We start from the raw sequence: 14,716 nt of genomic DNA, 5'->3' as shown, positions 1-14,716 counted from the left end.
CTCAGGGCCATGAGTGACGTACGGGATGCGCTTCTGCAGCAGATCAAGGACAAGGCCGTCGTGCACGGCAAGGTGATCCTCTCCTCCGGCCGGGAGGCCGACTACTACATCGACCTCCGGCGGATCACCCTCGACGGCGAGGCGGCCCCGTTGGTCGGTCAGGTCATGCTCGACCTGACCGCCGAGCTCGACTTCGACTGCGTCGGCGGTCTGACCCTGGGCGCGGACCCGGTCGCGACCTCGATGCTGCACGCCTCCGCCGCGCGCGGACAGCGCCTGGACGCCTTCGTCGTCCGCAAGGCGCAGAAGGCCCACGGCATGCAGCGCCGCATCGAGGGCACCGACGTGAAGGGCAGGCGCTGCCTGGTGGTCGAGGACACCTCGACCACCGGCGGTTCCCCGCTGACGGCCGTCGAGGCGGTCCGTGAGGCCGGCGGCGAGGTCGTCGCCGTCGCCACGATCGTCGACCGCGGCGCGGCCGACGCCATCGCCGAGGCCGGTCTCCCGTACCTCACCGGCTACCGCCTCGGGGACCTGGGCCTGTCCTAAGGGCCTCCGTCCGGGTCTGCTTTCCGGGTCCGGGGGCGCCGGACCGGCCACCGGGACAACTGGTGCCGAAGGTCCTCGGTGACCTCGGACCCGGTCCTGACCTGCGCTTTCGTGGCGGCCAGGGATGTTTCACGTGAAACATCCCGGGCCGTTCGCCCAGCACGTGAGACCGGCAGGCTGGACCCCCGCGCCGAGTCTGGAAAGATAGGCGCGACGATGACGTCGCCCCCAGGTCAGGGCCCGCAATAAGCACACTCCCCGCACATCCAAGGAGCGGACAGATGCCCATCGCAACCCCCGAGGTCTACAACGAGATGCTCGACCGGGCGAAGGCAGGCAAGTTCGCCTACCCGGCCATCAACGTGACCTCCTCCCAGACCCTGCACGCTGCACTGCGCGGCTTCGCGGAGGCCGAGAGCGACGGCATCATCCAGATCTCCACCGGTGGTGCGGAGTTCCTGGGTGGCCAGCACAACAAGGACATGGTCACCGGTGCGGTAGCCCTGGCCGAGTTCGCCCACATCGTGGCCGCCAAGTACGACATCACGGTCGCGCTGCACACGGACCACTGCCCCAAGGACAAGCTGGACGGCTATGTCCGTCCGCTGCTCGACATCTCCGCCGAGCGGGTGGCCCGCGGTCTGAACCCGCTCTTCCAGTCGCACATGTGGGACGGCTCCGCCGAGACCCTGGCCGACAACCTGGCCATCGCCCAGGAGCTGCTCGCCAAGGCCGCCGCCGCGAAGATCATCCTTGAGGTGGAGATCACCCCGACCGGTGGCGAGGAGGACGGCGTCAGCCACGAGATCAACGACGAGCTGTACACCACCGTCGACGACGCCATCCGCACCGCCGAGGCCCTCGGCCTGGGTGAGAAGGGTCGCTACCTGCTGGCCGCGTCCTTCGGCAACGTCCACGGCGTCTACAAGCCGGGCAACGTCGTCCTGCGCCCCGAGCTCCTCAAGGACCTCCAGGCCGGTGTCGGCGAGAAGTACGGCAAGGCCTCGCCGTTCGACTTCGTCTTCCACGGCGGTTCGGGCTCCACGGCCGAGGAGATCGCCACCGCGCTGGAGAACGGCGTCGTGAAGATGAACCTCGACACCGACACCCAGTACGCCTTCACCCGCCCGGTCGTGGACCACATGTTCACCAACTACGCCGGCGTCCTGAAGGTCGACGGCGAGGTCGGCACCAAGTCGAAGTACGACCCGCGCACCTGGGGCAAGGCGGCCGAGGCCGGCATGGCCGCGCGTGTCGCCGAGGCGTGCGCGAACCTGCGCTCCACCGGTACCAAGCTGAAGTAACCGGCTGCCGCGCAGCGGCTGTCGCAAGAGGGCCCGGTCCCGTCCCCCGAGGACGGGGCCGGGCCCTCCGCCATGGCCGCCCGGCCCCACCCCCCGGGCGCCGCCGCCGCGCGAGCCGCGGCGCGCGGGGGGTCGGTGGGCGCCCCCGGCCCACGCGACGGGGCTTCGGGCGCACCCCGGAGCCGAGGGGCGGAAGGACGGCGGGCCGGGAGCCGGCGGCGCGAAGGAACGGCGGGCTCGGAGCCGGCGGCGCGGAGGAACGACGGGCCGGGAGCCGGCGGCCCGGAGCCGGCGGGCCCGGAGTCGGCGGGGCGGAGGAACGGCGGGCTCGGAGCCGGCGGCGCGGAGGAACGTCGGGCCGGGAGCCGGCGGCGCGGAGGGACGGCGGGCCCGGAGTCGGCGGCCCGGAGCCGGCGGGCCCGGAGCCGGCGGCGCGGAAGGACGGTGGGCCGGGAGCCGGCGGCGCGGAGGGACGGCGGGCTGGGAGCCGGCGGCCCGGAGCCGGCGGCCCGGAGCCGGCGGGCCCGGAGCCGGCGGCGCGGAGGAACGCCGGGCCCGGAGTCGGCGGCGCGGGAGGGACGGCGGGCCGGGAGCCGGCGGCGCGGAGGGACGGCGGGCCGGGAGCCGGCGCGGAGGAACGGCGGGCCCGGAGTCGGCGGGGCGGAATGACGGCGGGCCCGGAGCCGGCGGGGCCGGAGACGGCGGGGCGGAGGGATGGCGGGTTTTGCGGATCACCGCACCCGGCAGACTGGGGGCATGTCCATTCACCAGAACCTGCTCGGGGGCCCCGCCCCCACCCACCTCCCCGACGAGCCGGGCCGCGAGGCCATCGCCGCCGGCACCCCCGCCGTCGAGGTGGCCGCCGCGCACCCGACGTCCTCCCTCGCCTGGGCGATCCTCGCCGACGAGGCCTTCGCCGCCGGCAGCACGGTCGAGTCGTACGCCTACGCCCGCACGGGCTACCACCGCGGCCTCGACGCCCTGCGTCGCGCCGGCTGGAAGGGCCACGGCCCGGTGCCGTGGGAGCACGAGCCGAACCGCGGTTTCCTGCGGGCCCTGCACGCGCTGGCCCGCGCGGCCGAGGCCATCGGCGAGAAGGAGGAGTACGAGCGCTGCTCGACCTTCCTGCGCGACTCGTCCCCGACGGCGGCGGACACGCTGAGCGCCTGATCCCGTACGGCGGGGAGTGACGCGGACCGCATTTGTGTGGTCTGCGTCACTCCCCGCTGGAGCGTCGGCGCGCCGGTGTCCTATGCTGCGGGCAGGGGACCGGGGCTCCACTCACCTCACGGAAGGAGCGGACCGCTACCCGGAAGCACGTGTCGAGGAGACAGAAATGTCGAACACCCTTGATGCCTCCGGAGTCGGCGGGTCGGACACCCCGAACCTCGACTTCGACGGCACCACCCCGTACGAGGACTACGTCCAGGCGGACGTTCTCACCCACCTCCAGCACCTCCGCTCGGACGACCCGGGCGAGATGGTCTTCCTGGTCACGACCCAGGTCATGGAGCTGTGGTTCACGGTCATCGTCCACGAGTGGGAAACCGCCGCGAAGGCCCTGCGCGAGGACCGCATCCCGGTCGCGATGGATGCGCTGAAACGTTCCCTCCGCGAACTCGAAGCCCTCAACGCCTCCTGGCGCCCGCTCGCCCAGCTCACCCCGGGCCAGTTCAACGCCTACCGCTCCGCGCTCGGCGAGGGTTCCGGTTTCCAGTCGGCGATGTACCGCCGGATGGAGTTCCTGCTCGGCGAGAAGTCCTCCTCCATGCTGGTCCCGCACCGCGGCGCGCCGCGCGTCCACGCGGAGTTGGAGAAGGCCCTCCACGAGCCGAGCCTCTACGACGAGGTGCTGCGCCTGCTGGCCCGCCGCGGCCTCCCGGTCCCGGCCGCCGTCCTCGACCGCGACCTCTCGCTGCGCTACGAGCCCTCGGCCGAGGTCGAGGCCGTCTGGACGGGCCTCTACGCCACCCCGGACGAGCACCTGGACCTGCACCGCCTCGGCGAGGTCCTGACCGACGTCGCCGAGCTCGTCTGGCGCTGGCGCAACGACCACCTGGTCGCCACCCGCCGCGCGATGGGCGCGAAGACGGGCACGGGCGGCTCGGCCGGCGTGACCTGGCTGGAGAAGCGCGCCACGAAGAACGTCTTCCCGGAGCTCTGGACGGCCCGCAGCCATGTCTGAGACCTCCGGCCCCGCGGATCTTGCGGCCCGCGCGGCGTCCCTGGACACCGCCGACGAGCTGGCCAAGCTGCGCGGGCGCTTCACCCTCCCCGACGGAGTCGTCTACCTGGACGGCAACTCCCTCGGCGCGCTCCCCGTCGGCGTCGCCGACACGACCGCCGACGTCGTCTCCCGGCAGTGGGGCGAGCTCCTCATCCGGTCCTGGGACGAGAGCGGCTGGTGGACCGCCCCCGAGCGGATCGGCGACAAGATCGCCCCGCTCGTCGGCGCGGCCCCCGGCCAGGTCGTCGTCGGCGACTCCACCAGCGTCAACCTCTTCAAGGCCCTGGTCGGCGCGGCCCGTCTCGCCGCCCCCGGCCGGACCCGGATGCTGGTCGACGCGGCCACCTTCCCGACCGACGGCTACATAGCCGAGTCGGCGGCCCGGATGACGGGCCTGACCGTCACCCCGGTGGACCCCTCGCACGCGGCCGAGGCGATGGACGCGGACACCGCCGTGGTCCTCCTCAACCACGTCGACTACCGCACCGGGCGGCTCCACGACCTGCCCGCCCTCACCGCGGCGGCCCGAGCCGCCGGGGCGGTCACGGTCTGGGACCTCTGCCACTCCGCCGGGGCCCTCCCCGTCGGCCTCGACGCGCACGGCGTCGACCTCGCGGTCGGCTGCACGTACAAGTACCTCAACGGCGGTCCGGGTTCGCCGGCGTACCTGTACATCGCCGCGCGCCACCAGGCCGGCTTCGACTCCCCGCTCCCGGGCTGGAACGGGCACGCGGACCCCTTCGCGATGACCCCGGCCTTCGAGGCGGCCGAGGGAGCGACCCGCGGCCGCGTCGGCACCCCGGACATCCTGTCCATGCTGGCGCTGGAGTCCGCGCTCGACGCCTGGGAAGGCGTCTCCGTCGAGGCCGTACGGGCCAAGTCGCTCGCCCTGACCGACTTCTTCCTCGAATGCGTGGCGGCGTACGTCCCGCAGGGCCGGGTCGAGTCGGTCACCCCGGACGAGCACGGGCACCGCGGCAGCCAGATCTCGCTGCGCACCGAGAACGCCCGTGAGGTCATGCGGGAACTCATCTCCCGCGGGGTCATCGGCGACTTCCGCGCGCCCGACGTCCTGCGCTTCGGCTTCACCCCGCTCTACGTCGGTTTCGCCGACGCCGAGCGCGCCGCGCGCACACTGGGTCACATTTTCGGGTGACTCGGTAGCGAAACGTCACATCACCGGGCGGGCGGGGCTACGGCTCCGTCCGCCCGGTCACATCCCGGACCCTGCACGGAACCTCTCGTTCCAGACTGATACGGTCCCGCTCTGCCGGAACACCGGAACATCTGTCCCCGCTGTCCCACGCGTTACCGAGAGGTTGAGCCGATGACGGACCCCGCCGCCGTGGAACGGGACGCCGCCGAGGCCGCCTCGGCCTTCTCCCATCCGGCCGTCGCGCCGGACGCGACCGGCGCGTACGGGGAACACCCCGACCAGGTCGTCGACTTCTACGCCCCCCGCGCCGAGCCCCCGGGCGGCCCGGTCCCGCTGGTGGCCGTCCTGCACGGCGGCGCGTGGCGGGCCCCGTACGACAGGCGGCACATCACCCCCTTCGCGGACTTCCTGGCCCGGCGGGGTTTCGCCGTCGCGAACGTCGAGTACCGGCGCGGCAGTTCCCTCCCGCACCAGCACGGCGACGGGCCGGTCGCCGGGCGCTGGCCGGAGACCTTCGACGACGTCGCCGCCGCGATGGACGCCCTCCCCGAGCTGGCCGCCGCCGCGCTCCCGCAGGCCGATGTCCGCCGCCTGGTCCTCACCGGCCACTCGGCGGGCGGGCACCTCGCGCTGTGGGCCGCGGCCCGGCACGTGCTCCCGTACGACTCCCCGTGGCGGCTGTCCTCCCCGCCGATGCTGCGCGGCGTGGTGGCCCTGGCGCCGATCGCGGACTTCACGGTGGCGCAGGAGCTGGGCGTGTGCGGCGGCGCGAGCGCGCAACTGCTGGGGGGCGAGGAGTTGTTCGCGGACCGCCTGCCGTACGCCGACCCGGCGGCGCTGCTGCCGACGGGGATCGCCACGACGGTGGTGCAGGGACGCGACGACATCGTGGTCCCGCAGCAGGTGGCCGAGGCGTACGTGGCGGCCGCGGCGAAGGCGGGCGAGATGGTGGGGCTGACGCTCCTCGACGGGATCGGGCACTTCCCGCTCATCGATCCGGCGGCGGACGCGTGCGCGGTGGTGTCGGAGGAGATCGCCCAACTGGCCTGGTAGCGGGTGGCGGTCGGCGGTCGGCGGTCGGCGGTCGGCGGTCCGGCGGTCCGGCGGCCGGCCGCGGCGCCGGGGCGGGGCGTCCGTCCCGGCGGTCCGGGCGGTGTGCGAGGATCCGCGCACAGGCACCGGGCCCCGTGGACCGAGGGGCTCTCGGGCCGGCCGGCGGGAGGGCGGACATGAGCGGCAACACCCTGCGGTGGTTCGGGGAGCGCGCGTAGTGGCCCGGTGGGGGCTGCTCGTCGAGCAGCACGTGGGCAGCGGCGAGGGCCGGGAGTGGTCCGTCAAGGTCCTGGGACACGTCGACGGGACGCGTGAGGAGGCCGTCGCCGCCCTGCGGAAACACGCCGAAGACCACCAGCCCCAGCACCCGTACCGGCCGAGGCGGCGGGTGCTGTACCGGGACGGGGATTCCTTCCTGTTGGTCCTGGACGGACGCTGGCAGGTCTTCCACTGCCGGTTCACGGTGGCGGAGCAGCTGAGCGACAGCGCGGGCTGACGGGCGGGCCGGCGGCGGGCCGGCGTGCGGGTCGGATCGCGCCAACTCCCCCTCCCTGCGGTGATATCGGCCGATCATGCGACGAGGATCTATGTACTGTGGCCCAGACAGTTCCTGAGCATGTTCAAAATTGGGGGGAACGGTGCGCAGTCGCCGTCTCGTAATATCCGTTGCCGTCATCGCGGCCACGGTCGGTCTCGTCCCGGGAATGGCCCACGCGGCCGGTCCCGTCGCTCCGGTCGCACCGGGCGCGCAGGGCGTGGCCGCTCCCGCCGTGGATCTGGGGAAGGCCGCGGCGCCGAACGTCAAGACCTTCAAGAGCCCCGCCGAGCGCTCGGTCCGCAAGGGCCTGCCCGGCGGGAAGGCCGGGGCCGGTGCCTCGCAGGCCGCCGGCAACCCGGACCTGGCCATCGTGCTGAACGCGGCGAGCACCACCGCGCACGCGGTGGACCTGGAGACCACCGTCATCAGCGCGGATTCCACGCTGAAGGTCACCGTCGACTGGGGCGACGGGAACACGGACGGGATGGACGCCTACGGCTCCACCGTCCTCAAGAGCAGCCACACCTACGCCGAGCTCGGCGAGTACACCGTCAAGGTCACCGTGACGGACCCGGCGAACCAGGCCGAGGTCGTCAACGAGTTCCAGGTCATGACCGCGGGCTCGGACTTCGTCCCGTACGCGCCCACCCGCCTGCTGGACACCCGTGACGGGACCGGCGCGGTCAAGGGCAAGGTCGCCCCGTACGGCTCGACCCGTGTGAAGGTCGGCGGCAACGGAGCGATCCCCACGGGGGTCACCGCCGTCGTCCTCAACCTGACCGTCACGAACACCACCGCGGGCGGGCACGTCACGGCGTTCCCCGAGGGCACCGAGCGTCCGACCACGTCGAACGTCAACTTCGAGGCGGGCCAGACCGTCCCGAACCTGGTGATCGTGCCGGTCGGCAAGAACGGCTACGTCGAGCTGGCCAACCGCGGCGCGGACCCGATCGACCTGATCGCGGACGTGACCGGCTACTTCACCCGGACCGAGGCGAGCGGCTACGCGCCGATGACCCCGGCCCGTTTCGTCGACACCCGCGAGGGCCTTGGCACGGTCAAGGGCCAGCTCGGCGGGCGGAAGACCTTCTCCACCCAGATCAGCGGCCTGCGCGGCGTGCCCCAGGGCATCACCGCCGTGGCGCTGAACGTGACGGTCACCAACCCGAAGGAGGCCGGCCACCTGTCGGTCTTCCCGGGCGGCGGCGCCACCCCGACCGCGTCCAACCTGAACTTCACCCCCGGCCAGACGATCGCCAACTCGGTGATCGTGCCCGTCGGCACGGACGGCAGGATCAGCGTCTTCAACGGCGCCTGGGCGGGCACCGACGTGATCGTCGACGTCGTCGGCTTCTACAGCAAGGACAGCAAGGCGTCCTTCATGCCGCTCCAGCCGAGCCGCATCATCGACACCCGTGACCCCGCCTGGCCCTACGGCCCGCTGCGCGCCCGGAACTACATCTACACCTACAACGGGAAGTCGCCCGGCGACGTGGGCGTCGACGGGTACGTGCTGAACACCACCGTGACCAACACGAGGGGCACCGGCTTCCTGTCGGTCGCGCCGGACCCGAACACGATCCAGCAGTACAAGGACCGGACCGCGGTCTTCCCGGAGCGTCCGAGCGCCTCGACCTTGAACTGGACGGCCGGCAAGACCGTCCCGAACCTGGTCCAGGCGAGCTCCGGCAAGAACGGCATCGTCGACTACTGGAACCAGGGCTGGGAGGACGTCGACCTCATCGTCGACATGTTCGGTCTCTACGAGTCCAAGTGATCCACCGCTGAGCGCCCCGGGGATCGTCCGCCGTCCCCGCGGCGCTCAGCGTTCCGGTCTGCCCCGGGCCAGGTGTTCCACCAGTTCGGCGAGGTCCTCGCAGACCTGCTCGATCTTCAGGCGGACGTTGTTCTGCTCGGTGACCATCGCCGACAGGAGCAGCGCCGTGAGGGCCGCCGCGCCGTTGAGGGCCTGGAGGTTGATCATGATGGCCAGGAGGCCCTGCCCGTCGAACGGCCCGGTGCGGTCGCTCGCCGCCGAGATCGCCAGGACGGACACGAGAAGGACGCACGGGGCACTGCCGGCCAGCTGGAAGCGTACGGCCGCCCAGATGATCACCGGGAAGACGAGGAACAGCAGGGACAGCGGGCTCCGGGTGGCCACGACGGTGACGACGACGGACGTGAGCACCAGGGCCGACACCTCGAGGACGCGGTAGCCGCCCTCCCCGGCCGGCCGGCGGATCCGGCGCAGGACGAGCAGGAGCGGCGTCACCACGAGCACACCCATCGCGTCCCCGGCCCACCAGGCCGACCACACCGGCCAGAACCGGGCCGGGGGCAGGTCGCCGCCGAGCACCAGCGACCAGGTCCCGATGGTGGCGCTGATCAGCGTCGGCAGCAGACCACCCAGGAAGACCAGCGCCAGGGCGTCCCGCAGCCGGTCGACCTCGCTGCGGAAGCCCACCCGGCGCAGCATCAGGTACGCGCACACGGGTGCGAGGGTGTTCCCAGCGACGATGCCGAGGCCGGCGAGATTGAAGTCGCCGATCCGCTCGATCGCGAGGTACGTGCCGAGGGCGATCCCCGGCCATGTCCGCAGGCCCAGCCAGAGCAGGGCGGCGAGGGCGATGCCGGTGGGCGGCCACAAGGGTGTGACCTCGGCGCCGTTGACGACCACGGACTGGTGCAGGCCGATGCGTCCGCCCACGTAGTAGGCGAGGGCGACGGCGAGGATCAGCAGGACAGCTGTGGACAGTCGTCGCCATTCCTCGGTGCGCACCACAGCATCAGACAACAGGCCCGCGCCCCGGCGGGGCGTGACGCGCCGCGTCGTGGGTCAGGACGAGCACTGCGGCGTCATCGGCATGGCCGGTGGAGTCGGCCACCTTCATCACCTCGGCGGCCAGCTCGTCGGGATCGGTGCCCGCCGCCTCCCGCACGACGCGGACGACGCGCTCCAGCCCCACCTCGATCGGGAACCTCGGGCCCTCGACGACGCCGTCGGTGAGCAGGACGATCGATCCCGCCGTCGTCAGCCGGCGCCGGGTCACCCCGTACGCCGATCCGGACTGCAGGTTCAGCGGCAGTCCGCCCTCGTCCTCGCTGATCCCGTACCGGCCGTCGACGGTGGCCCAGACCGAGGGAACGTGCCCGGCGCGGGCGCTCTCCAGCTCCCGCGTCCGCGGATCGAAACGGAGCAGGCTGCAGGTGGCGAAGAGATCGCGGTCCATGGAGAGCAGCACCTCGTTGGCCCGGCCGAGCACCTCGCCCGGATCGGCGATCACGGCCGACACGGCACGCAGGCAGATCCGGATCTGCCCCATGAAGGCGGCCGCGTCCACGTCGTGTCCCTGGACGTCGCCGATGCAGAAGGCGAGGGCGCCCTCCGGCAGCTGGAAGCCGTCGTACCAGTCGCCGCCGATGTCCAGGCCGTGCCGGGCCGGCGCGTACCGAGCCGCGGCGCGCAGCCCCGGCAGCACGGGCAGGGCGGTGGGCAGCATCTCACGCTGCAGCGCCTCGGCCAGCTCGACCCGGGCCTGCTGCAGCTCGACCCCTTGCCGCGCCTGGGCGGTGAGCCGCCCGAGCATGCTGAGCAGGTCGGCGCTCGCCACGCGCGGGGGGCGGCGCGGACTCATGGAACGCTCCGAGGTGCACCCATTCGTCCCTGCTTCCGCTCCGTTCACGAGCCCGTGCACATCATATTTCCGGGCACCCGGAACGCGCCCCCCGAGACGGCCCCGGGGCCGAGCGGGACACGCGCGGACGTGCGGATCCGGAAGGATCCCCCTCCCGGAAAGGCGGAGGGTCCTGCCCGGTCGGCAGACCGGTCAGGACCCTCGCTCGCGTCACCGGGGCGTCAGGACGTGAAATAGCCGTTCAGATCGGCGATCACGTCGACGGAGCCCGAGTTGTTGAAGAACGTCACCCGGCCGTCCACGACCGGGACGACCACGAGGTTGGCGACGGTCTGCCCAGCGGTGTAGTTCAGGTTCGACACGTTGGGGCGCACGACCCCGTGGGGGTGGACGATCAGGTGGCTCGCCCCGGTGGGATTGGTGACCGTGACGTTCAGCACGACAGCGGTCACACCCTGTGCGGGCACCCCCGCGACCCCGGCCACCTGGAGGTTCACGAGGCCGCCCGGACCCACGGCGCCTGCGGTGGTGCCGGTGCCGTCCCGGGTGTCGAGCAGCCGGACCGGACCCGCCGCGGAGAAGGTGGAACCGGTGGCCGCGTAGAAGCCGGTGACGTCGGCGATGAGGTCCACCGATCCGGCGTTGTTGCGCAGGTCGACCTTGCCGTTGACGACCGGGACGGTCACCAGGTTGGGGACGATCTGCCCGGCCGTGAAGTTGAGGTTCGACACGTCTGGCGCCGCCTGCCCGTTGGGGTAGACGGTGACGTGCCCGGCCTCGGTGGGGTACACGGCGGTCACGTTCATGACGACCGCGGTCACGCCGGTGGCCGGAATGCCCTTCACGCCGGCGACCTGGAGGGTGACGACCCCGCCCGGTCCGACCCGCTGCTTCGCTGCACCCGTGCCGTCCCGCGTGTCCAGGAACCGCGACGGCGTGATCGAATTCAGCGCGGAGCCGGCCCCTGCCTTGTCGGTGTAGTAGCCGGTGACGTCGGCGATGAGGTCCACCGATCCGGCGTTGTTGCGCAGGTCGACCTTGCCGTTGGTGACCGGGACGGTCACCAGGTTGGGGACGATCTGCCCGGGCGCGAAGTTGAGGTTCGACACCTTGGGCGTGGCCTGCCCATTCGGGTAGACCATCACGTGCCCGGCCTCGGTGGGGTGGACGGCGGTCACGTTCATGACCACGGCCGTGACCCCCGTCGCCGGAATGCCCTTCACACCGGCGACCTGGAGGGTGACGACCCCGCCGGGACCGACCCGCTGCTTCGCTGCACCCGTGCCGTCCCGCGTGTCCAGGAACCGCGACGGCCCGGCCGGCACGAACCGGCTGCCCGTCTGGACGGGCGCCGGGGCGGTGACCGTGTATGCCCTGGGCAGATAGCCCCGGGAGGGCACCCCGCTGGTGTAGTTGGCGCCGTCGAGGAGCAGGTCGTACTGTCCGGGTTCCAGCCCGCTCGTATCGACGGTGACACGCAGTTGTTTTCCGTCGATGCTCGCCGTGATCGGCTGCAGCACCCGCTCTGGCGAGCCGTTGCGGATCAGCTTGAGCTTGGTGCCGAAGGTGAGCCCGGTACCACTGACGACGGCTTCGGTACGCGTGCCCGCCGCGCTGGTCGACGGGCTGATGCCGGTCGGCGTTGGCGCAGCGCAGCCCGAGTCACAGATTCCCTTCAGGTGGAAGTCGACGGGGGTGCGGGACCCGCGGGGGCTCAACAGCAGGACCGCTTGGCCGGGTGCTGCGTCGGCGCTCGCCCGGCAGGCGAAGAACAACCGGCTGGCGTCAAAGTTGCTGCACCCGTAGCCGCTGGTAGTGGAAGTCCATCCCGGGCTGCTCAGCAGGTCCAGGTCCGGCTTCGGGCCCCCCGTGTCGGAGGTGTTGCCGGAGACCGTGAATGACTGGCCGGGCTTCATGTCGATCACGGCGCAGTAGGCCGTGGAGGTTTCGGAGAGGGTCCCGCTCCGTTCAGGGAAATCATTGACCGAAACCCGGTTGGCGGTGCATTCCGGGGCCCAGCCTGAGGCCGTACCCACTCGCCAGGTGTCCAGTTTCACCGCGAGGGGGGCGTCATGGCGGGCATCGTCGGATGTGATGACCGCTGTGTACGACGTCGAGCCGCCGGCACGGCATGGGACGCGAGGCTCTGGGCACACAAAGCGGCCCTCGCTGTCGACAACGGTCAGCTGGGTGACGTCACCTTGGCCGGGTACCCGTGCGGCGATCCAGAGTTTGTCCGTGGTGGCGGCGTTCACGCGCACGCAGCGTGCATCCAGCGAGGAAGTCAGGTCGAAGGCGAGAGAGGGGCCGCCTGTCTTCGTCGAGGCCGGGGCCGGGCACTGCGCAGTTGCGGACACGTCACGGCGGACGAGCTTGTACGTGTTGAATCCGCCCCGGCTGAAGAGCAGCGTCGTATAGGGCACTCCGGAGGCGAGAGAGCATCTGGCGGACGTGTCGGAGTAGCCGGTCTCGCACTTCACGTCGCCCGCTGCGTCGACCAGCATGACCGTCGCGTTCAGGTAGCTCGCGGTGTTGGCTGAGTTGATCAACTCGGCGCTTGAGTGCGCGTCCCCCGGCACGCTCAGGCAGCCCCAGGTATTGTCCGGGGACACCGACACCTCGGCTCCCCCGGCACCGTCGCCGTACGTGGAATGAGGCCACGGTGTGCAGCCGGCGGTCTCGCCGGTCCTGTGGAACACCAGTCCGTAGCTCGAGTCCGGTTGCCCGCTCAGGTGTGCGCGGAAGGGAGCGGTGCCGGTCAGTTTGCAGATGGGCCCGGTGTCGCACTGGAGGGTCCCGGATGCGTCGTACACCTTCACCCGCGCCTGCTTGCCGCCGTCCGGCGGCCGGTTCAATGCGTAGATGCCCTTGCCGGTGGCGGTCGGCAGGGTCAGGCAGAACTGCTGCCCGGGAGCGCCGAACGCGCCGGTGACCGGACCGGCCACGAGGCCGTTGTCGTGGGTCGTCGTGCATCCTCTGGTCTCCTTGGCGGAGACGAATGAGATACCGAAGGTCGTGAAGTTCCGGGACTGGGGGTCTGCCGACCAGGTGTAGTCACCGGGAGCCAGGTCGCAGGTGCCGTCGTCGCAGCCGGGTATGACGTCGCCGGCCACGGAGGCGAGCTTCGAGGGAAGCGGGACGATGCCGGAGGAGACCGCGGCGAAGGAGTGCTCGGCCTCGTGCGTGACCCGAAGGATGCGGCAGTGCTCCTTCAGGCTCAGCTCTGGGGCGGTTCCGAAGGCCTGGGGGACGACCAGCGCGCAGCCCTCCGGCTTGGAGAGCCGGGCCACGGAGTAGTTGTAAGCGACCGCGTCACCCCAGGACTGCAGCGCCGAGATACGAAACGGTGCAGTGCCCGTGAGCCTGCAGTCCATGGCGGACGCCCCACGGAGATAGGACGTGCAGATCTCCTGCCCGGAGGCGTCGTACACGCTGTGCAGGACTTCGGAGCTGGAGCTGTATGCGCGCAGGACATCACCCGCTGCCAGGTCCAGGGTGTAGCAGTCGCCCGCCGAGCCGGTCGACAACGCCCCGGGGAACACGGTCGGTCCGCCGAGCCTGCGGTCTGCGGCGCTGATGGCCTTGCACGCGGAGGACGAAAGCAGCGGAACGTACGACACGGAGATGCCGTTCGCCTCGGCGGTCTTGTCCGTGACCTGCAGTGTGTATGTTCCGGCCTGACTGGTGGGGCACCGCCAGGTCCGGGTTGAGCCGTGGGCGAAGGCGCACGCGACGGTGGCGCCGCCGGGCGCGATCAGCTTGGTGGCGGACCACTTGGTCGTGACGACCTGGAGCACGACCAGGTCTTTCTGCTGCGGCAAGGCGATCGAGAACGACGCCGTCTGGGACGGGTCGACCGTGCAGGTGACGATCGTGTGCGGAGCGACGGCGGCCGGGCACGGACCGGAGAGATCGCTGTTCTGCAGCGTGCGTACGGCCGCATGGTCGTCGGCCCTGGCATCCGGCTCGGGCGTGGTCTGCGGGCCCGCGGGCTTCTGCTGGGCCGTGGCCGGGGTGGCCGTGGTGGTGACCGGCGGCGCGGTGGCCGCGGTGGCGGTGCCGGTCTGGCCCGCGATCGAGGCCAGTAGTGCGAGGAGCAGGGTGCCCGAGGCGGCGATCGCGCCGCCCCGCCCCCGTCTGCTCCGTCCTCTTCTGCCGGTAGGCAGCAAGCTCATGAACCCCCCAGTTCGGATGGGCCCGACCCCCGTGACCTGCGCGGGAGCTCTGGGCAGCCGGAGTGTAGCGCCCGCCCCG

The 14,716-nt window shown here is 71.8% G+C and carries 11 protein-coding genes; 8 read left to right on the top strand and 3 right to left on the bottom strand.

The window, feature by feature from the left end:
- The first annotated feature begins 9 nt into the window (after window positions 1–9).
- The 8 genes from pyrE to ACZ6JT_RS18435 all read left to right on the top strand — a co-directional run bounded on the left by pyrE (window position 10) and on the right by ACZ6JT_RS18435 (window position 8,604).
- Window positions 10–549: an orotate phosphoribosyltransferase gene (gene pyrE / locus ACZ6JT_RS18470; RefSeq protein ID WP_469210997.1), complete on the top strand. Its 540-nt coding sequence runs from the start codon at window positions 10–12 to the stop codon at window positions 547–549.
- Window positions 550–830: 281 nt separating this feature from the next.
- Complete coding sequence (gene fbaA, locus ACZ6JT_RS18465) at window positions 831–1,853, top strand: class II fructose-bisphosphate aldolase (RefSeq protein WP_469210995.1); 1,023 nt, start codon at window positions 831–833, stop codon at window positions 1,851–1,853.
- A 756-nt stretch (window positions 1,854–2,609) separates the two neighbouring features.
- Window positions 2,610–3,023, top strand: coding sequence for a DUF3151 domain-containing protein (locus ACZ6JT_RS18460; protein ID WP_030012083.1), 414 nt, complete (start codon window positions 2,610–2,612; stop codon window positions 3,021–3,023).
- 166 nt (window positions 3,024–3,189) lie between these two features.
- The gene (locus ACZ6JT_RS18455; protein WP_467955588.1) at window positions 3,190–4,038 is read left to right on the top strand and encodes a tryptophan 2,3-dioxygenase family protein; all 849 of its coding nucleotides are present in this window, start codon (window positions 3,190–3,192) and stop codon (window positions 4,036–4,038) included.
- A complete protein-coding gene (gene kynU, locus ACZ6JT_RS18450) occupies window positions 4,031–5,236 on the top strand; it encodes a kynureninase (RefSeq protein ID WP_469210993.1) in 1,206 nt (401 codons plus the stop codon). Before ACZ6JT_RS18455 ends, kynU begins: the two co-directional genes overlap by 8 nt.
- Before the next feature lie 171 nt (window positions 5,237–5,407).
- Complete coding sequence (locus tag ACZ6JT_RS18445) at window positions 5,408–6,289, top strand: alpha/beta hydrolase (protein ID WP_469210991.1); 882 nt, start codon at window positions 5,408–5,410, stop codon at window positions 6,287–6,289.
- A gap of 217 nt (window positions 6,290–6,506) precedes the next feature.
- Complete coding sequence (locus ACZ6JT_RS18440; RefSeq protein ID WP_469210988.1) at window positions 6,507–6,785, top strand: hypothetical protein; 279 nt, start codon at window positions 6,507–6,509, stop codon at window positions 6,783–6,785.
- 142 nt (window positions 6,786–6,927) lie between these two features.
- The gene (locus ACZ6JT_RS18435; RefSeq protein WP_469210987.1) at window positions 6,928–8,604 is read left to right on the top strand and encodes a PKD domain-containing protein; all 1,677 of its coding nucleotides are present in this window, start codon (window positions 6,928–6,930) and stop codon (window positions 8,602–8,604) included.
- Window positions 8,605–8,649: 45 nt separating this feature from the next.
- Here ACZ6JT_RS18435 and ACZ6JT_RS18430 read toward each other — a convergent pair whose 3' ends face one another.
- The 3 genes from ACZ6JT_RS18430 to ACZ6JT_RS18420 all read right to left on the bottom strand — a co-directional run bounded on the left by ACZ6JT_RS18430 (window position 8,650) and on the right by ACZ6JT_RS18420 (window position 14,637).
- Complete coding sequence (locus tag ACZ6JT_RS18430) at window positions 8,650–9,609, bottom strand: MASE1 domain-containing protein (RefSeq protein ID WP_469211561.1); 960 nt, start codon at window positions 9,607–9,609, stop codon at window positions 8,650–8,652.
- 4 nt (window positions 9,610–9,613) lie between these two features.
- A complete protein-coding gene (locus ACZ6JT_RS18425; RefSeq protein WP_469210985.1) occupies window positions 9,614–10,462 on the bottom strand; it encodes a PP2C family protein-serine/threonine phosphatase in 849 nt (282 codons plus the stop codon).
- A gap of 221 nt (window positions 10,463–10,683) precedes the next feature.
- On the bottom strand, window positions 10,684–14,637 hold the full coding sequence (locus tag ACZ6JT_RS18420) for a hypothetical protein (protein WP_469210983.1): 3,954 nt from the start codon (window positions 14,635–14,637) through the stop codon (window positions 10,684–10,686).
- Window positions 14,638–14,716: the final 79 nt, after the last annotated feature.

Source organism: Streptomyces sp. NPDC046308 (assembly GCF_055588065.1).
Note: the sequence above shows the minus strand (reverse complement) of the source record. Positions and strands in the feature narration are given on the sequence as shown.

What these genes read in the sequence shown, in the direction of transcription:
- ACZ6JT_RS18445 (WP_469210991.1), top strand. Translation starts at nt 5,408, where the DNA reads ATGACGGACCCCGCCGCCGTGGAACGGGACGCCGCCGAGGCCGCCTCG.
- kynU (WP_469210993.1), top strand. Translation starts at nt 4,031, where the DNA reads ATGTCTGAGACCTCCGGCCCCGCGGATCTTGCGGCCCGCGCGGCGTCC.
- pyrE (WP_469210997.1), top strand. Translation starts at nt 10, where the DNA reads ATGAGTGACGTACGGGATGCGCTTCTGCAGCAGATCAAGGACAAGGCC.
- fbaA (WP_469210995.1), top strand. Translation starts at nt 831, where the DNA reads ATGCCCATCGCAACCCCCGAGGTCTACAACGAGATGCTCGACCGGGCG.
- ACZ6JT_RS18425 (WP_469210985.1), bottom strand. Translation starts at nt 10,462, where the DNA reads ATGAGTCCGCGCCGCCCCCCGCGCGTGGCGAGCGCCGACCTGCTCAGC.
- ACZ6JT_RS18455 (WP_467955588.1), top strand. Translation starts at nt 3,190, where the DNA reads ATGTCGAACACCCTTGATGCCTCCGGAGTCGGCGGGTCGGACACCCCG.
- ACZ6JT_RS18460 (WP_030012083.1), top strand. Translation starts at nt 2,610, where the DNA reads ATGTCCATTCACCAGAACCTGCTCGGGGGCCCCGCCCCCACCCACCTC.
- ACZ6JT_RS18420 (WP_469210983.1), bottom strand. Translation starts at nt 14,637, where the DNA reads ATGAGCTTGCTGCCTACCGGCAGAAGAGGACGGAGCAGACGGGGGCGG.